Below are 18,234 nucleotides of genomic sequence, written 5' to 3' on the forward strand. Positions count from 1 at the left end.
GCGGAGCGTCCTGGGCTGCATTCCCACGCAGAGCGTGCGAACGATCAAGCAAGCTTGCTCCGACAGTTATCGGTCATTGCTGCGGCGCCACGAATACCTTGGCGTGCATCTGCTCATGCCCACCGCCACGGCGCATGCCGCGTACCGGGCAGGCGTCGAGGTAGTCCAGGCCGACGGCCAGCTTCAAGTGCCGCTCCGGCCGCGCCAGTTGGTTGGTCACGTCAAAGCTGTACCAGGCGTCATCCAGCCAGGCTTCGGCCCAGGCATGACTGGCCAGGTGCGCGCTGTCTTCGGTGTACAAATACCCCGACACATACCGCGCCGGGATCCCCAGGCTACGTGCGCAGGCCAGGAACGCATGGGTATGGTCCTGGCACACCCCAGCGGCCCCTGCGAAGGCTTGGGCGGCGCAGGTATCGACGTCAGTCGCGCCGGGGGTGTAGACCATGGTGTGGTTCAGCGCCTGCATCAAGTCGATAAGCGCCGTGCGGTCGCGACGCTGATGGCAGTTTTGCTCGGCAAACCCGCGCAGGGCGTCGTCGGGCTCGGTGAGGCGCGTGGAGCGCAGGAACGGAAAGGCAGACTGGCTTTCGTGTTCGGCCTCGCGCCATTCATCGATCTCCACCACGCCCCGAGCGCCAATGATGATGGCGTCATGGGGTTCGTCCAGCGTGAGCACATGCAATATGTTGCCGAAGGGGTCCACCTGCGCCCGCACCGGGCGCGGCAGGTCGAGTTGCCAGCTCAGCACGTGCTGGCGCTCGCTGTCATGGGGGGTCAGGCGCAGGTACTGGATGCTGGCGCGCACCTGGTCTTCGTAGTGGTAGGTGGTGTCGTGGCTGATGGAGAGTCTCATGCCGCCTCCAGGTAGGAACTGTAGATGGCGTCGCCCAACTGGCGGACCAAGGGGATAAAGTCGGTCAGCCAGGCATGCAGGCCTTCCTCGAGGATTTCGTCGATGGCCGTAAAGCGCAGGCGCGCATCCATCTCGGCGGCCAGGCGCTGGGCCGGGCGACCATTGAGGCCTGGCAGGCTCGCGAGGATCTGGTCGATCTCTTCGCTGCAAGCACGCAGCGAACGCGGCACATCCGCGCGTAAGAGCAGCAGTTCGGCCACTTGCCGAGCGCCCGGCGCATCGCGATAAATCTCGGTGTACGCCTCGAACGACGACAGAGCGCGCAGCAACGCACTCCATTGGTAATACGCGTGAGCCGTACCATCGCTGACCGCCGCCGCCTGTTCGCCGGCCATTTCGTAGCGGGCATCCAGCAGGCGCAGGGTGTTATCGGCACGCTCAATAAAAGTGCCCAGGCGGATAAAGCGGAAGGCATCGTTGCGCATGATGGTGCCGTACGTGGCGCCCCGAAACAGATGGGAACGCTCCTTGACCCACTCACAAAACCGGCTCATGCCGTAATGGCTGAGCCCCTGCTGGGCGATATCGCGAATGTCCAGCCAGGTGGCGTTGATGTTTTCCCACATGTCGGCGGTGATCCGCCCACGTACCGCATGGGCGCTGGCCCGCGCCGCACCCAGACAGCTGTAGATGCTCGCCGGGTTGGCCGCGTCCAAGGCAAAAAAGTGCAGCAAGCGTTCAGCGTGCAATGGGCCATGGCGCTCGTGGTAATCGTCCAGAGTGCCGGTGATCAACAGCGGCATGGCCAATTCGTGCAGGCCATCGCCGCGCCCGTCCTGGGGCATCAGCGACAGCGAATAGCTGACATCGAGCATGCGTGCGAGGTTTTCGGCACGCTCCAGGTAACGTGACATCCAGTACAAATCCGAGGCAGTTCTACTCAACATGGCATCAGTCCTCGACCACCCAGGTGTCTTTGGTTCCGCCGCCCTGGGACGAGTTGACCACCAGCGAGCCTTCGCGCAGCGCCACACGGGTCAGGCCACCCGGCACCACGCGGGTGTCCTTGCCGGACAACACGAAGGGGCGCAGGTCGATATGGCGCGGGGCGATGCCGTTTTCGACAAAGGTCGGGCAGGTGGACAAGCACAGGGTCGGCTGCGCGATATAGGCGTGTGGCTTGGCCTTGATACGCGCCCGGAACGCTTCGATTTCTGCGGTCGTAGACGCCGGGCCAACCAGCATGCCGTAACCACCGGAGCCCTGGGTTTCCTTGACCACCAGGTCGGGCAGGTTGGCCAGCACGTGGGACAACTCGTCAGGCTTACGGCATTGAAAAGTCGGAACGTTCTGCAGGATCGGCTCTTCATCGAGGTAGAAGCGGATCATCTCGGTGACGAACGGGTAAACCGATTTGTCGTCCGCGACTCCGGTGCCAATGGCGTTGGCCAGCACCACATTGCCGCACCGGTAGGCGGCGAGCAGGCCGGGTACACCGAGCATCGAGTCGGGGTTGAATGCCAAGGGATCTAGAAATGCATCATCGAGGCGACGGTAGATCACATCGACAGCCTTGGGCCCATCGGTGGTGCGCATGAACACACGGTCATCGCGCACGAACAAATCCGCGCCTTCCACCAACTCCACACCCATTTCCCGAGCCAGGAAGGCATGTTCGAAGAACGCGCTATTGAAACGCCCGGGCGTCAGTACCACCACACTGGGGTTATCCAGGGGGCTGGCGCTTTTGAGGGTGTCGAGCAGCAGGTTGGGGTAATGGTCGATGGGCGCGATGCGCTGGGCCGCGAACAACTCGGGGAACAGACGCATCATCATCTTGCGGTCTTCGAGCATGTAGCTGACACCGCTGGGCGTGCGCAGGTTGTCTTCGAGCACGTAGTACGTGCCGTCGCCATCGCGTACGAGGTCCACCCCGGAGATGTGCGAATAGATATCGCGGTGCAAGTCCAGGCCCCGCATTGCCAGTTGGTATTGCTCGTTGGCCAATACCTGCTCGGCGGGGATGATGCCGGCCTTGATGATGCGTTGGTCGTGGTACAGGTCGGTGAGGAACAGGTTCAGCGCCTTGACCCGCTGGATGCAACCGCGTTCGACAACCCGCCATTCACTCGCCGGAATGCTGCGGGGGATGGTATCGAAGGGGATCAGGCGCTCGGTGCCTTGTTCGTCCCCGTAGAGGGTGAAGGTGATGCCGGCGCGGTGGAACAGCAAATCGGCTTCACGCCTGCGCTGGGCCAGCAGTTCGGCAGGGGTGTCGGCCAACCAACGGGCGAACTCGCGATAATGGGGGCGAACCTGCCCTGCCCCATCGTACATTTCATCGTAATAAGTGCGGATCATGCCGTACTCCTTGTCACCCGGACGCAAGAACCTTCGCAAGGCCCGTGCCAGCGGCATAAACACTTGATAATCAAACAGTTGCATAATCCGAGGGGATTTGCCGCACCGTCCTGGTGCGCGCAATTGCCTGGGCCACGCCGTACGCTCCGTTGCAATGCGGTGTTTGGCTATCAACAGCATAGTCAGAGTTGATTTCACTGCCCGCCTGCACATGCGGATAATCGCCCACATCGGTTGAACAGGACGTGTCCTACAGCCAAACCCTTTGCACATTCAGTAACGTATTGACTCGTGTACTGATGACTCCTCGGTCTTCCCTTTCCGCCACCCTATTCGGGTGGCTTTTTTTTGCGCCTGAAACGGCAGTTTCCGTTGCGACGGTAGCCCAAACAAAATCGGCCGACCCAAAGGTCAGCCGACACGCTGTGCTGCTCATAAATACCAACTACATGGGTAACCCACGCACCTCCTGCTTGACGCCCCATCCTTCGATGATCCCTCCCAGGGGCTCGACCACCGCTTCAAAGTCTTGCTCGAAGTCTCCTATGCCGTCGTAGGTTGCGAACATGATTTTGCTCAGTTCCAGGTACCAGGCGCCATCGTCGCGCGCGCTGACCTGGGCGTTGAGGGACTCCCCACGAAATCGACCCGCAGCCCTGCGCGCCCGTTCCTCATCCGGGAAAATGGCGTAGAACTCGATGGGGTGAAAGCGCGAGAAATCAAAGCCGCCTTCTTTCATGCGGCGCAGTACGTTGGTGCTGATGTCTTCTTGATAGGCTGTGCTCATGAAACGTCCTCCTCACACCGATGGATAGACTTTCCGTGCTTCCTGAAGCCCCGCGCCCTGCTGGCGCGGGCACCACGGCATAACAACACCGCAGGAAAACAAGCATGTAGCTGACAAGACCAGACCTTAGCGATTCATTCGCTGATCTCGATTGCAGAGTAGCGTGAAGCTGTCACCGCCACCAGAGGCGCTCGTGTGGCGCGTGAAAAATGTTTAGACGGAGGGAGAAATATCGAGAATCTGGATACTGTTCTGGTCTTTGAGAATCTTGACCGTCGGCTCGGGTTTACGGCCTTCCAGGTCATTGAGATCGAGTTTGGCAGCAATCGGCACCAGCTTCGCACGAATCATATGCGCAGCATCTTCGAGGCTGGGCTTTTGTTCGCAGGTGAACTGCTGCACGGACGTTTCACCGTGATCATCAACGAAGGTAATTTGCCACGTTTGCATCGATGCCTCCTCGATAAAACCCATAGGTGGGCTTACAAGTATCTGGACCTTGGCGGCGCGCAAAACGTTCCGCTCAAGCCCGGAGGCACCGGATCAACTGCACTTATTTTTCAGCGTGATCTTTCAAGGCTTTCAAGGTGTTGAACGGGGCGTCCACCACGAACTTGTTGGCCAGCCACGAAGGTACGCTACCACCTGGCTCGGTGTGTACCTGGTAGGTGACTTCGGTCTGGTTATCGCCCTTTGGCACCAGTTTCCAGAAACCCTCCACCTGGGCGACCCGCACGTAGCCTTTTGCTTCGGGCTTGTAGGTCGGCACACCTTCCAGTTTGCGCGTGACGGTGCCGTCAGCGGCTTTGGTGGTGGTGACGTGGATGTACGAGTCGCGGTCCGTCACGGGGAACGGGGCCTTGAACTGGGTGTAGGTCCAGGCCTCGTCGCCTTTCTTGTCGACGAGTTTCTGGGATTTGCATTCATGGATCCATGCGCAAGCACCGACCACATCTTCCTGCAGCGCCTGGACCTTGGCCAAAGGCGCCTTGATCACGGTCACGCCGCGATAGGCCTTGTACTTGGAACCGGCAATCTCGCTCAGGGACACCTTGATACCGTCTTCGTCCTTGGCGACTTGCCAATCCTCAGCCTGGGCAGTGGCCGCAAACAACAGCGTAAAACCGCACAGCACAGCCACTCGTTTCAGCGAACCCATCGTTGTATTCCTTATTGTTGAAGTTCCGATAGTAAAGCCCATCAAGCCGCCGTCATCTGCTCCCACCAGCCGATCAGCCGGATGGCATCGGCCTGGTCGTTGCCGCACACCTCAATATCGGCCTTGAAATCACTGCACACGGCGGGCCGCTGCGGTTGACCGAACAACTGGCACAATTGTTCCACCGACAGGTGCACGCAACGGACGCCAGCGGGTTTGCCCTGGGGCATTCCGGGTAGTGGCGAACTAATGGAGGGGGCAATGCAGCAGGCGCCACAGCCTTCACGGCATTTCATGACCAGCAGGTCCTCGACGACTCAATAGGGATGGCCGGGCTAGAGTACGCCCTTAAACAGCCGTTTTAAAATGGGCCAACAGGAGTTTTTCGCACAAAACAAAAATGACCGACCAGTCTGCGACAGATGGTCGGCAACCTGGGTCACCTGTGGACCGAAAGTTTATTGCTTGAATTCGAAATCCAGCGCAGCGCCTTCTACATCACGGCGCTCTTCGTTACGCAGTTGCAGCTTCATCTCATTGCTGAGCAAGCGGCCGTTGATCTGGAACGCACTGTTGTCGGTGGGCTTTTCACCAAACATCGGCGGCAATAGAGGCACGCTCTTGGGCTTGGGCATGGTGCCGATGGGTTGCAAGTGCCTGACCATGTCCGAAGGCAGGGACAGGTCCAACTGTGCCGGTGGCAGTTTGGTCTGGGCGACCTCATGGGCCGACTTGGACTTGCTCGCCACGGGTGCACGCTTTTTGGTCGAAGCGGCTTTCTTTTGCGCGGCAGGGGATTTTTTCGCAGGCGTTGGCTGCTTGGCTGAGGTCTTTTGCTCGGCACCGACAACAGGCTTGCCTTCAGCCACCGGTGCTGCAGCCAGCACGCTACCGGCATTGCACAGGCTCAGCAGACCAAGCATCAACGTAACGCGAAAAATAGAAGTCATATCGCCAACAGCATTAACGGCAGAAGGCCATATGCTCGCTTGTTGTGCGCGGCATGACAAGGGCACAGATCAGTCTTGTCCCCTTTGCTCGCCTCAAAAACCCGCTGCGGCCTCCTGGCACAGCTGGCTGGCAAGCATTCCCAGGGTCATCAACGCCCTCTCCGCCTCGCGGTTCCACGGCGTGCCGCAATTGAGGCGAATACAGTGGTTGAACTGTTCGGTATTACTGAAAATCAGCCCTGGCGCAATGCTGATGCCTTGTTGCAGGGCACGCACATGCAGTTCCTGAGTATTGACCCGCCCCGGCAAACTGACCCACAGGATAAAGCCGCCGGTCGGGCGGGTCATCTGGGTGCCCTCGGGGAAATACTGCTGCACCGCCAATTGGAAGGCGCTGAGGTTCTTGCGGTATTCCTGGCGGATGTAGCGCAAATGACGGTCGTAGCCACCGTTTTCCAGATAGGCCGCGACGCCCATCTGGGTGACGCTGCATGCCGAGTGCGTGCTGAACATCTGCAGGCGCTGGATTTCCTGCTGGTATTTGCCGGCAATCATCCAGCCAATGCGCACGCCTGGGGACAAGGTCTTGGAAAAGCTTGAGCAATAGATCACCCGGTCGAGGCGGTCGTAGGCCTTGAGGGCTTTGGTGCGGCCGAGTTCGAACATCAACTCGCCGTAAATATCATCTTCGACGATCTGGATATCGAAGTCCGACGCCAGGCGCAGCAACTGTTTCTGCCGCTCCTCCGGCATGGTGCCGCCCAGCGGGTTACTCAAGCGCGTGGTCAGCACCAGCGCTTTGATCGACCATTGGTTGGCGGCCAGTTGCAGGGCTTCCAGGCTCATGCCCGTGGCGGGGTCGCTGGGGATCTCGATCACCTTGAGGCCCAGCAGATCAGCCAATTGCAGCAAGCCGTAATAGGTCGGTGATTCAGCCGCGATCAGGTCGCCAGGGCGCGTCAGCACGCGCAACGACATTTGCAAGGCATCGACACAGCCGTGGGTAATCACCACTTCGGAAGGGTCCACTACCACCCCGGCATCGCGCATGCGGATCGCCACCTGGCGCCGCAGGGGTTCAAAGCCAGGGCTGAACATGTAGCTGAACGCACGTGGGCTCTGGAAACGCGTGACCTTGGCCAATTGCTGATGCAGTGCCCGCACTGGCAGGTAGTCGACACTCGGCACCGCCGCGCCCAAGGGAAACACCCCTTCACGGCGCGACTCGACCAGCACCTGCTGGATGATACTGCTACGGGTGACCAACCCTGGGCGCTCGACCCGTGCGATATCAGGCGTAGGCGCCGTGAGTGCTGGCGTCTGGTGCACGTAGTAGCCCGACTGCGGCCGCGCCCGGATCAGCCCCTGGTCTTCCAGGTTGGCGTAGGCCTGCAGCACCGTGGCATGGCTCACATTGAGCTGGGAACTCATCTTGCGCACCGACGGCACGCGCTCCCCCGGTTGGTAAACACCGCGGCGGATGTCCTCAGCCAGTTGCTGGGCAATACGTTGGTAAAGCAACAGATTGGTCATGACGCAGCACTCGATTTCACGGGCATTTTATTTTTGTGTGAAACATACATACCGGCACAGTTTAGAAGTGTACGGGGACAGTTGCCACAATAGTCGAGCGCGGGCAGGAGTGACAGTAAAAACTGCCGGGGAGCTGGGGTGGGCATCGCCGAAACGAAATGTGGGAGCGGGCTTGATCGCGAAGGCAGTGTGTCAGTCAGCACATCCAGTACTGAGCCACCGCATTCGCGAGCAAGCCCGCTCCCACAATTTGGATCTGCGTCAGCTATTAGCGCGCTGCGCCCAATTGGCCCTTCTCGTCAGAGAACACAATTTCCACCCGACGGTTCTGCGCGCGGCCACGCTCGGAGGCATTGGCTTCCACCGGGTATTGGTCGCCATAACCTTCGACTTCGATGCGCTTGTCATCGATACCCAGGTCCATCAACAGGTCGGCCACCGATTGAGCCCGGTCGCGGGACAGTTTCAGGTTTTCCTGCTCGCCACCGGTGTTGTCGGTGTAACCCTCGATGCGCACCCGACGCTTGGGGTTCAGTTGCAGGAATTGCACGATCTTGAGCACCGTGCGGTTGGCCGAGTTCTGCAGCTCCGCTTCGCCGGTGTCGAACAGTACGTCGCCCAGGGTCATCACCAGGCCACGGTCGGTCTGGGTGGTGAGGCTGGCGATTTGCGCTTCAACCCACTTGCCCTGCTGTTGCACGCTGGCCAGCTTGTTTTCGCGCAAGGCCAGTTGCAGGCGCTGACGTTCCAACTCCAGTTGGGTGCCGCGCTCGGCATTCAGGCCCTGCTGGGTGTGCTCTCGGGCGATGGCGCTGTACCGCTGGCTCAGGTAGGCGTAATGCACCACATCGGAGCCGCTGCCCCAGTAGCTGGACAGGCGATCGGCGCGGGCCAGGGACTCTCCGGCGCGGATCACGTCCTTGGGCGCGAAGCGCAGCACGTTGGCGTCTTCCTTGACCTTTTGAAAGTCATCGCCGGCCTGCTGCAACGCCTGCTCACTCGTGGGTTGGCTCGCACAGCCGCCCAGGGCCACGCTGCCCAGCAGCAGTACACAGCTCAGGCCACGGATCATCGGGCTCATTGTGCTTCTCCCAACTGCAGCTGCTTACGCAGGCGAGTGATACGGGTATTGAGCACGTTCAATTGTTCCTGGCTCTTGCCGGTCAGCACTTTGGCTTCGGCCAGGCGTGCGTCCAGCTCAGCCTGCTCGGCGCGCATCCGCGCTCGCTTGTAGGATTGGTCGGCCATGTTGCCCTTGGCCCGGGCGAATTTTTCTTCGGCCAGCTTCAGTTCGGGGGATTCATCGGTGTTGGCCCCGACCGCGGTGGCTTGTTCCAAGGCTTGCTGGGTCAGGCGCATTTGTTCGATCGGCGCAGGATCGGTTGCGCATCCCGCCAGCGCGACAACGGCAAGGGCCGCGAAAAGAGCTCGAAAAATCACTGTAAATCCCTACTTTGTTGGGGTGCCGACAGGTTGTTGCAGTTGCGCTTTCCAACGCTCCAGATTGCGCTGCAGCGCGGCTTGAGCGGCACCGGAGGCGGGCAATTCTGTCATCTTTTTCGTCAGCTGTCCGCGAAGCCAAGGATCATTGCAGGCCGAGTTGTGGGAAATCGCCAGGTACAGGCCAGGCTGATCGGCAGGCACCTCATGGGCCACCAGGTCATTACTCATGCCCAGGGTCTGGGCCATGGCCATGCCGGAATAGCGCCCAGCCAGCACGTAGTCCACCTCACCGAGCAACAGTTTCTGGAAAGCCGGCGTCAAATTGGGCAGGCGTTGCAGGTTGAGTTGCTGGCTGGCGAAGGTTTCGAACTCCGCGCTCAAACGCGCACGTTCCGAGACTGCGCCTTTGTGGCCGTGCAAATCGGCGGCGGTGGAATAGACCACGGCTGAATCCTTGCGCGTCCATACCAGGTAGTCGGTCTGCATCAGCGCCGGATGGATGTAGTCGAAGTGGTCCAGTTCACCCAGGTTCAGCGGTGCGTCGGCGAGAATGTCCATGCGCCCGCTGCGTGCTTCATCAAGGGCCAGGGAGCGTTTGCCGCCGTAGAGCAGGTCGATTTTCAGCCCGAGCTCCTTGCCCACTTGTTGCAGCACGTCAGCGGTCGCGCCGATCAGGTGCGTAGGGTCCTGGGGGTCGCGCCAGAGTAAAGGCGGTGCGTCCGGGCTGCCGGTGATCACCAGGCGCTCGCACTTGCCGGCGGCGAGCGTCAGGCTCGGCAGCAGCGTAAGGCCCAACAGTACAGTCCAGGGGCGCAGCGCCATGGCATGTTCCTTCCTAAAGTGCTCGCGAAAAACGTCAACGATAACGCGTGCGTTCTGAATAAATGCGGCGCCTGTGGTTTTTTCGCAAGCGAGCTCGCTCCTACAGGGAATAAAAAAGCCCGGTCATAAGACCGGGCTCTTTATAAGTGAAGCGGCTGGATTAGACCAGCTTCTCCAATTCAGGTACGGCTTCGAACAAGTCCGCCACCAGGCCATAATCGGCAACCTGGAAGATCGGAGCTTCTTCGTCCTTGTTGATCGCAACGATCACTTTGGAGTCTTTCATACCGGCCAAGTGCTGGATCGCGCCGGAGATACCGACGGCGATGTACAGCTGTGGCGCAACGATCTTGCCGGTCTGGCCGACCTGCATGTCGTTGGGTACGAAACCTGCGTCAACGGCTGCGCGGGAAGCGCCGACCGCAGCACCCAGCTTGTCGGCCAGGGCGTACAGGTGTTTGAAGTTGTCACCGTTCTGCATGCCACGCCCGCCGGAAACGACGATTTTGGCAGCAGTCAGTTCAGGACGGTCCGACTTGGCCAGCTCTTCGCCGACGAAGCTGGAAGTGCCAGCGTCGTGGGCAGCGGAGACGGCTTCAACGGCAGCCGAGCCACCTTCGGCAGCAACCGGGTCGAAACCGGTGGCGCGTACGGTGATGACCTTGACCGAAGCATTGGACTGCACGGTGGCGATGGCGTTACCGGCGTAGATCGGGCGCTTGAAGGTATCGGCGCTTTCTACCGAGATGATCTCGGAGATCTGGTCAACGTCCAGCTGGGCGGCAACGCGTGGCAGGATGTTTTTGCCGTTGGAGGTAGCGGCGGCCAGGATGTGGCTGTAGCCAGCGCCAAGCTCGGCGACCAGCGGTGCAACGTTTTCCGGCAGCTGATGCGCATAAGCGGCATTGTCAGCGTTCAGGACTTTGCTCACGCCTGCGATTTTTGCAGCCGCTTCAGCCACGGCGCCAGCGCCCTGACCAGCAACCAGCACGTGGATGTCCCCACCGATTTTAGCGGCAGCGGCCACGGTGTTCAGGGTGGCCGGGGCCAGTACCTTGTTGTCGTGTTCAGCGATTACCAAGATAGTCATGATTAGATTACCTTCGCTTCGTTTTTCAGTTTCTCGACCAGTTCAGCCACCGACTTGACCTTGATGCCCGCGCTGCGTGCAGCCGGCGCTTCGACTTTGACGGTCTTGTTGGTAGAGGCGGTGGAAACGCCCAAAGCGTCCGGAGTCAGCGTTTCCAGAGGCTTCTTCTTGGCTTTCATGATGTTTGGCAGGGACGCATAACGCGGCTCGTTCAAACGCAGGTCGGTGGTGACGATGGCCGGCAGTTTCAGGGAAACCGTCTGCGCGCCGCCGTCGATTTCACGGGTGACCGCAACGCTGTCGCCGCTCACTTCGACTTTCGAAGCGAAGGTGCCCTGGCCGTAACCGGTCAGTGCAGCCAACATCTGGCCAGTCTGGTTGTTGTCGCTGTCGATGGCTTGTTTGCCCAGGATCACCAGTTGTGGCTGTTCCTTGTCGACAACGGCCTTGAGCAGCTTGGCAACGGCCAGGGAGGTCAGCTCTTCAGCGGACTCCACCAGAATGGCGCGGTCGGCGCCCAGGGCCAAAGCGGTACGCAACTGCTCTTGGGCAGTGGTCGGCCCGATGGACACCACGACGATTTCCGTCGCCACGCCTTTCTCTTTCAGGCGTACGGCTTCTTCCACAGCGATTTCGCAGAAAGGGTTCATCGACATCTTGACGTTAGCAAGGTCGACGCCGGAATTGTCCGCCTTGACGCGAACTTTCACGTTGTAATCGACAACGCGTTTGACAGCTACAAGAACCTTCATGGATTCCTCGTTACTCTCCGGTGAAAAGAAAGTCGCCTAGGCGAACCTGGCGGTTGATGCTCATCGGCACACAAGGGCACCTCCAAAGACCTCGGCAGTGGCCTTGCACACGGGAAATGACGACCGTTCGTCAGTGGTGACTGAGAGGTCATTCTTTATCGTGGCGTGTAAACTGCGCTCCAACGTTTGGGTGCGCATCACCTTCATTGCCTTCGGCCTGTCTTTGGACGTGCTCTTGAAACCTGCAGTCTGCCTACGGGAAGCGCAAAACCGACCGTATCTTGACCGGAACGCCTATTCTGGTCAATACGGCAAAATGGTCAGTCATAAGCCCCGTTGCTTTGATTTATCTAGGCTGCAGGCGATTCAAACAAACGTTTGTATTGGACGCTGTCGGTGGTCTATATATAATGCGCCACCTAGAGAGACAGGTGGGTGCTGCCTTCGCGCAGAACCACACCGAACCTCCACCCATTAGAAAAAAAAGCCTGTTGAGCCTTGAGTAGGAGATAGCCTGTGGAACGCGAATACATGGAATTCGACGTGGTCATCGTCGGCGCTGGCCCGGCGGGCCTGTCTGCCGCCTGCCGACTGAAGCAGAAGGCCGCCGAAGCCGGTAAGGAAATCAGCGTCTGCGTGGTCGAGAAAGGCTCCGAAGTCGGCGCCCATATCCTCTCCGGTGCCGTGTTTGAACCACGTGCCCTGAACGAGCTGTTCCCGGACTGGAAAGCACTCGGCGCTCCGCTCAACACGCCCGTGGTGCGCGATGACATCTATGTACTGCGCAGCCCGGAAGCCTCCACCAAGGTGCCCGACTTCTTTGTGCCCAAGACCATGCACAACGAAGGCAACTACATCATTTCCCTGGGCAACCTGTGCCGCTGGCTGGCCCAGCAGGCCGAGAACCTCGGCGTGGAAATCTACCCAGGCTTCGCCGCCCAGGAAGCGCTGTTCGACGAGAACGGCGTGGTACGCGGCATCATCACCGGCGACCTCGGCGTCGACCGTGAAGGCAAGCCAAAAGACGGCCTGTACACCCCGGGCATGGAGCTGCGTGGCAAGTACACGCTGTTCGCCGAAGGTTGCCGTGGCCACATCGGCAAGCAACTGATCCAGCGCTTCAACCTGGACAGCGACGCCGACGCCCAGCACTACGGCATTGGCCTGAAGGAAATCTGGGAAATCGACCCAGCCAAGCACCAGCCGGGCCTGGTGGTGCACACCGCCGGTTGGCCGCTGGACATCATGGGTAAAGAGAACACCGGTGGCTCGTTCCTTTATCACCTGGAAAACAATCAAGTCGTGGTCGGCCTGATCGTCGACCTGTCCTACAGCAATACCTTCCTGTCGCCGTTCGATGAATTCCAGCGCCTCAAGCACCACCCGGTGCTGGCCCAGTACCTGGAAGGCGGCAAGCGGGTCAGCTACGGCGCCCGCGCGATCTGCAAAGGTGGCCTGAATTCGCTGCCGAAGATGGTCTTCAAAGGCGGCGCGCTGATCGGTTGCGATCTGGGCACCCTGAACTTCGCCAAGATCAAAGGCAGTCACACCGCGATGAAGTCCGGCATGCTCGCCGCCGACGCCGTGGCCGACCGCCTGTTTGCCGAATCCGAGGGCGGTGATGAACTGACCACATATGTCGACAGCTTCAAAGCCAGCTGGCTGTATGAAGAACTGTTCGCCAGCCGTAATTTCGGCCCGGCCGTGCACAAGTTCGGCGCAATCATCGGCGGCGGTTTCAACTGGCTCGACCAGAACATTTTCGGCGGCAAGATCCCTTTCACCCTGCACGACACCAAGCCGGACTACGCCTGCCTGAAGCTGGCCAAAGACAGCCAGAAGATCGACTACCCCAAACCCGACGGCAAGCTGAGCTTCGACAAACTGAGCTCTGTGTTCATCTCCGGCACCAACCATGAAGAAGAACAGCCGTGCCACTTGAAGCTCAAAGACCCAAGCATCCCGATCGGCACCAACCTGCCGCTCTACGATGAACCGGCGCAGCGCTACTGCCCGGCAGGCGTGTATGAAGTGGTGACCAAGGAAGACGGCGAGAAACGCTTCCAGATCAACGCCCAGAACTGCGTGCACTGCAAGACCTGTGACATCAAGGACCCCTCGCAGAACATCACCTGGGTGACGCCGGAAGGCGCGGGCGGGCCGACTTACCCGAATATGTAAGTCGTTCGCTTAACCAGAAAAGGCTCCCGAAATGGGAGCCTTTTTTGTGGGCGACATCGATCAATATGTGGGAGCTGGCTTGCCTGCGATGGCGGTCTTCAGGTGCCAAATGTATGGCTGACCCACCGTTATCGCAGGCAAGCCAGCTCCCACAATAACCTCGTGGTGTCAGGCGGCCCGCTCTTCGCCTGGGTTGCGCAGGAAGTAACGTTTGTACTCCCGACTGAACTGCGACGTACTTTGATACCCCACTTTGTGCGCCGCCTGCGCCACGCTCATGCCTTCCACCAGCAGCAACTGCTGGGCCTTCAATAGCCGCAGGCGCTTGAGGTACTGCACCGGCGATAACAAGGTGCAGCGTTTGAAATGCTCATGAAAGGTCGACGCACTCATGTGCGCATACCCGGCCAACGTCTCGATATTCAGCGGCTCGGCGTAATGGGCATGCAGGTGATTCAATGAGGTGGCGATGCGCGAAAACTGCCCCTGTTGTTCCACCAGCGCACGCAGCACATCGGCCTGAGGCCCACGCAAGGCGGTGAACAACAATTCGCGCACCCGCGCAGGCCCCATGATCCGGCTTTCCAGCGGATCGTGCAGGCACTGCAACAACCGCTCGACGCAGCCGCGCATCGTATCGTCCAGCACCACCGAACTCATCGACTCCAAGGTCTGCGCGGTCGGCGGCGGCCCGGCTTGCATGCCCATGGCAATCACCAACTCGCCCAACACCACGCGGTCGATGCCTACCGTCACGCCATACAACGGCGCCTCGGGGGCCATGGCAAAGGTCTCGCATTCGAACGGCACTGGCATCGCCTGGATCAGGTAATGCCCGGCGCCATACTCCAACGTGCGCGGGCCGAGGTAGGCGACCTTGCTGCCCTGGGCCACGAACATCAGGCTTGGCTCATAGATCTGCGGCCCACGCGCCACATCGCAACTGGCGCGCAGCACCTGCACGCCGGGCAGGTGAGTCGGGGAAAAACCGTCGCGGGGCGTGAGCCCTTCGATCAAGGCAACCAGCGTGGCATTGGCGTCCAAATGGCGGGTCAACAGCATGGCAAAAAACTTCGCGGATGAGGGATGACAGCATCATCGCAGGTCTGGCGGCCAATATATCCAAACCTCAGGCACTGCCGGACGAATAGGCATGAGACTCGGAGCAATTGCCATGTTCGCGCCAGGGGCCGGCGCGCAGAATTTGCCGCCTCTGCAGTCCAAGCTTTTGTGAGGTTTACTATGTACACCGCCATCGGTTACGCCGCCCAGTCGGCCACCACGCCCCTCGCCCCGATGTCATTTGAACGCCGCAGCCCGCGCGTCGATGACGTGGCCATCGAGATCCTTTACTGCGGCGTGTGCCACTCCGATATCCACCAGGCTCGCAACGAATGGGGCATCGCCGTGTACCCGCTGATGCCGGGCCACGAAATTGTCGGCAAAGTCACCGCCGTCGGCGCCAACGTCACTGCGCATAAAGTCGGTGACCTGGTGGGCGTAGGCTGTATGGTCGACTCGTGCCGTCACTGCGAAGCCTGCCAATCAGACCTTGAGCAATACTGCCTCGAAGGCCCGACCATGACCTATGCCACGCCGGACCGCGTGGATGGCAGCAACACCATGGGCGGCTACTCCGACAGCATCGTGGTCAGCGAGCATTTCGTGGTGAAGATCCCGGCCAAGCTCGACCTGGCCAGCGCTGCGCCGATCCTGTGCGCAGGCATCACCACCTACTCGCCCCTCAAGCACTACGGCGTGAAAGCCGGCGATAAAGTCGGGATCCTCGGCATGGGTGGCCTGGGCCACATGGGCATCAAATTCGCCAAAGCCATGGGCGCCGAAGTCACGTTGTTCACGCGCTCGGCCAGCAAGGCCGAGGAAGGCCGTCGCCAGGGCGCCGACCATGTGATCGTGTCCACTGATGCCGAGCAAATGAAAGCTGCTGCCGGGCACTTCGATTTCCTGCTGGACACCATCCCGGTGCAGCACGACCTGAACCCCTACCTCGATGTGCTGCGCTTTGACGGCGTGCATATCCTGGTCGGCCTGATCGAGCCGGTGGACCCACCCGTCAACGCTGCCAAGCTGGTGCTGGGTCGTAAAGTCTTGGCCGGCTCGCTGATCGGCGGCATTGCCGAAACCCAGGAAGTCCTGGATTTCTGCGCCGAGCATGGCATTACCTGCGACATCGAGATGCTCGACATTCGCCAGATCAACGAAGCTTATGCGCGCATGATTGCCGGTGATGTGAAGTACCGCTTTGTCATCGACATGGCGAGCCTGAAAGCCTGATCAGGCCTTGGCGCCCAACTCCGCTGACAGCCGGGCTGCGACCTGTTTGATCACAGGGATCAGTTCGGCCATTTTCTCCAGCGGCATGTAGGGCACCGTACTGGCAATGCTGATGCCGGCGACAATGCGCCCGCTGGCATCGCGCACCGGTGCGGCCACGCAGCGGATCGAAGGCTCGTTGTCTTCGAGGTCAAACGCGTAGCCACCCTCGACATACTCATGCATGCGCTGTTCGAACTGCGCCCAGGATTGCTCCGGGTGCTGCGGCCATTGCAGGCTCTTGCCCACCGCCGGCAAGCTCGCCTCATACAAGCGCTGCCACTCCTGCGGCGAATCGTCCAGCATCAACGCCTTGCCGATACCGGTGCGCGCCAGCGGCATGCGATGGCCGACCCGCGAGCGCATTTCCGGCCCATTGCGGCCGGGGTTCTTGTGCAGGTAAAGCACCTCGTCGTACTCACGAATCGCCAGGTGAATGGTATCGCCGGTCAGCGCCGACAACTCATCCAGGTAGGGCACCGCCAGGTTCACCAAGGGCAACTCTTCACGGGCCTGGAACCCCAACTCGATCAGCTTGGGCCCCAGCAGATAACCGACCTGGGGCACCACGCGCAGGTAACGCTCGTCCACCAGGCAACTGGCCAGGCGGTGCGTTGTGCTGCGCGTGGTGCCGATGCGCCGGGCGATCTCCTTGAGATCCCGCGCACCAGCCGCCACCGCTTGCACCACGCCCAGGCCGCGCAACAGGGTCTGGGTGCCGGTGGGGGCGGCGTCTTTGACGGGGGTGTGGGCGTTTTCCTGCATATCGGGCCTATAAGTATGAAAGCGGGGGCATTATGGCAAATACCGCCCTCTTGAACACAGGAGATCCAAGGTGGGAGCTGGCTTGCTGTGGCGAGGGAGCTTGCTCCCGTTCGACAGCGCAGCTGGAGCCGGCTTTTGGGGGCGCTTCGCACCCCAGCGCAAGCAAGCTTGCTCGCCACAGCAAGCCAGCTCCCACAGTTTGATCTTCAGAGGGCGACCATTAGCGTTGTTTCATGCGGTCGATTATCACCGCCAGCAACAGGATCGAGCCACGAATCACATATTGGTAGAAGGTATCGATGTTCTTCAGGTTCATCGCATTCTCGATGATCGCCAGAATCAACACCCCGGCAATCACATGGCGGATCATGCCGATGCCGCCGCTCAGTGACACCCCGCCCAGCACGCACGCCGAAATCACCGTCAGCTCGAAACCCTGGCCAATCATCGGCTGGCCCGAGGTCATGCGTGACGCGAGGATCACCCCGGCCAAGGCGCCGATCAAACCGTGCACGGCAAAGATGATGATCTTGGTGCGATCGACATTGACCCCGGCGAGCAACGCCGCTTCCTGGTTGCCGCCAATGGCCATGGTGTTGCGCCCATAGGTGGTGTAATTGAGCAGCCAGCCAAAGAACACAAAGCACAGGACGGTGATGATGATCGGCACCGGCACGCCCAGCAGCTGGCCGTTGCCGAACACGAAGAACCCTTCGTTCATCACCCCCACCGCCTTGCCGCTGGAGAAGATGTAGGCCAGGCCACGTACGATCTGCATGGTCGCCAGGGTGGCAATCAACGCATTGATGCGCAGCTTGGCGATCACAATGCCGTTGATCAGCCCTACCACCAGGCCCATGGCCAAGGCCGCCGACACGCCGAGTACCACGCTGTCGGTGTCACGCATCACGATGCCCGCCACCACCCCGGCGCAGGCTATCACCGAGCCTACCGACAAGTCGAAGTGCCCTGAGGCCAGGCAGAACAACATGGTGCACGCAGCAATACCGACGGTCGAAATCGCCAGGCCCAGACCGCGCATGTTCAGCGGTGACAGGAAGTTATCGATGAATACCGCGCTGAGCACAAAAATGCCCAGTGCCGCCAGCAGCATCACCCAGTCATCGAGAAATTTGCGCTGATTGAAACCCGGCCAGAAACCCTTTGCAGTTTTTACCTCAGACATAGCCAAACCCTCTTG

19 protein-coding genes are annotated in these 18,234 nt (G+C 60.3%); 2 read left to right on the plus strand and 17 right to left on the minus strand.

The annotated features are described in order from the left end of the window. Positions 1–73: 73 nt before the first annotated feature. The 14 genes from AC1RAC_RS18690 to AC1RAC_RS18755 form a co-directional block, all read right to left on the minus strand. On the minus strand, positions 74–856 hold the full coding sequence (locus tag AC1RAC_RS18690; RefSeq protein WP_034126757.1) for a transglutaminase family protein: 783 nt from the start codon (positions 854–856) through the stop codon (positions 74–76). Beyond that, entirely contained in the window at positions 853–1,803 is a 951-nt protein-coding gene (locus tag AC1RAC_RS18695; RefSeq protein ID WP_034126756.1) for an alpha-E domain-containing protein, read from the minus strand. Before AC1RAC_RS18695 ends, AC1RAC_RS18690 begins: the two co-directional genes overlap by 4 nt. A gap of 4 nt (positions 1,804–1,807) precedes the next feature. Further along, positions 1,808–3,217: a circularly permuted type 2 ATP-grasp protein gene (locus tag AC1RAC_RS18700; protein ID WP_054897219.1), complete on the minus strand. Its 1,410-nt coding sequence runs from the start codon at positions 3,215–3,217 to the stop codon at positions 1,808–1,810. Positions 3,218–3,662: 445 nt separating this feature from the next. Next, entirely contained in the window at positions 3,663–4,004 is a 342-nt protein-coding gene (locus tag AC1RAC_RS18705; RefSeq protein ID WP_003193463.1) for a ribonuclease E inhibitor RraB, read from the minus strand. A 213-nt stretch (positions 4,005–4,217) separates the two neighbouring features. Next, complete coding sequence (locus AC1RAC_RS18710; RefSeq protein WP_054897212.1) at positions 4,218–4,454, minus strand: hypothetical protein; 237 nt, start codon at positions 4,452–4,454, stop codon at positions 4,218–4,220. A 103-nt stretch (positions 4,455–4,557) separates the two neighbouring features. Beyond that, the gene (locus tag AC1RAC_RS18715) at positions 4,558–5,163 is read right to left on the minus strand and encodes an START domain-containing protein (protein ID WP_054897213.1); all 606 of its coding nucleotides are present in this window, start codon (positions 5,161–5,163) and stop codon (positions 4,558–4,560) included. A 41-nt stretch (positions 5,164–5,204) separates the two neighbouring features. After that, entirely contained in the window at positions 5,205–5,459 is a 255-nt protein-coding gene (locus tag AC1RAC_RS18720) for a YkgJ family cysteine cluster protein (protein WP_034126753.1), read from the minus strand. A gap of 162 nt (positions 5,460–5,621) precedes the next feature. Further along, complete coding sequence (locus AC1RAC_RS18725) at positions 5,622–6,113, minus strand: hypothetical protein (RefSeq protein ID WP_034126752.1); 492 nt, start codon at positions 6,111–6,113, stop codon at positions 5,622–5,624. Positions 6,114–6,206: 93 nt separating this feature from the next. Further along, positions 6,207–7,646, minus strand: coding sequence for an aminotransferase-like domain-containing protein (locus AC1RAC_RS18730; RefSeq protein WP_003193472.1), 1,440 nt, complete (start codon positions 7,644–7,646; stop codon positions 6,207–6,209). A gap of 268 nt (positions 7,647–7,914) precedes the next feature. Then, the gene (locus tag AC1RAC_RS18735; protein WP_034126751.1) at positions 7,915–8,727 is read right to left on the minus strand and encodes an OmpA family protein; all 813 of its coding nucleotides are present in this window, start codon (positions 8,725–8,727) and stop codon (positions 7,915–7,917) included. Further along, the gene (locus AC1RAC_RS18740) at positions 8,724–9,086 is read right to left on the minus strand and encodes a DUF4398 domain-containing protein (RefSeq protein WP_003193475.1); all 363 of its coding nucleotides are present in this window, start codon (positions 9,084–9,086) and stop codon (positions 8,724–8,726) included. The genes AC1RAC_RS18735 and AC1RAC_RS18740 overlap by 4 nt, the downstream gene beginning before the upstream one ends. 9 nt (positions 9,087–9,095) lie before the next feature. Then, a complete protein-coding gene (locus AC1RAC_RS18745) occupies positions 9,096–9,911 on the minus strand; it encodes a substrate-binding periplasmic protein (protein WP_205547393.1) in 816 nt (271 codons plus the stop codon). A 160-nt stretch (positions 9,912–10,071) separates the two neighbouring features. Next, positions 10,072–11,001, minus strand: a complete 930-nt coding sequence (locus tag AC1RAC_RS18750) for an electron transfer flavoprotein subunit alpha/FixB family protein (RefSeq protein WP_034120769.1) — start codon at positions 10,999–11,001, stop codon at positions 10,072–10,074. Between the two features lie 2 nt (positions 11,002–11,003). Further along, complete coding sequence (locus tag AC1RAC_RS18755) at positions 11,004–11,753, minus strand: electron transfer flavoprotein subunit beta/FixA family protein (RefSeq protein WP_014719538.1); 750 nt, start codon at positions 11,751–11,753, stop codon at positions 11,004–11,006. Between the two features lie 516 nt (positions 11,754–12,269). Here AC1RAC_RS18755 and AC1RAC_RS18760 point away from each other — a divergent pair. Next, positions 12,270–13,934: an electron transfer flavoprotein-ubiquinone oxidoreductase gene (locus AC1RAC_RS18760; RefSeq protein WP_034126749.1), complete on the plus strand. Its 1,665-nt coding sequence runs from the start codon at positions 12,270–12,272 to the stop codon at positions 13,932–13,934. 168 nt (positions 13,935–14,102) lie between these two features. On the opposite strand, the gene AC1RAC_RS18765 is transcribed toward AC1RAC_RS18760, so the two are convergent. Continuing rightward, a complete protein-coding gene (locus AC1RAC_RS18765) occupies positions 14,103–14,996 on the minus strand; it encodes an AraC family transcriptional regulator (RefSeq protein ID WP_054922615.1) in 894 nt (297 codons plus the stop codon). A gap of 180 nt (positions 14,997–15,176) precedes the next feature. Here AC1RAC_RS18765 and AC1RAC_RS18770 point away from each other — a divergent pair, with 180 nt between their 5' ends. Then, the gene (locus tag AC1RAC_RS18770) at positions 15,177–16,229 is read left to right on the plus strand and encodes an NAD(P)-dependent alcohol dehydrogenase (protein ID WP_054897943.1); all 1,053 of its coding nucleotides are present in this window, start codon (positions 15,177–15,179) and stop codon (positions 16,227–16,229) included. Here AC1RAC_RS18770 and AC1RAC_RS18775 read toward each other — a convergent pair whose 3' ends face one another. Beyond that, on the minus strand, positions 16,230–17,033 hold the full coding sequence (locus AC1RAC_RS18775; protein WP_034126746.1) for an IclR family transcriptional regulator: 804 nt from the start codon (positions 17,031–17,033) through the stop codon (positions 16,230–16,232). A gap of 220 nt (positions 17,034–17,253) precedes the next feature. Continuing rightward, positions 17,254–18,219 (minus strand): L-arabinose ABC transporter permease AraH, encoded by a 966-nt coding sequence (gene araH / locus AC1RAC_RS18780; RefSeq protein ID WP_127881155.1) that lies wholly within the window; start codon positions 18,217–18,219, stop codon positions 17,254–17,256. Between the last annotated feature and the right edge of the window lie 15 nt (positions 18,220–18,234).

The organism is Pseudomonas sp. GW823-FHT02F05 (assembly GCF_058797315.1).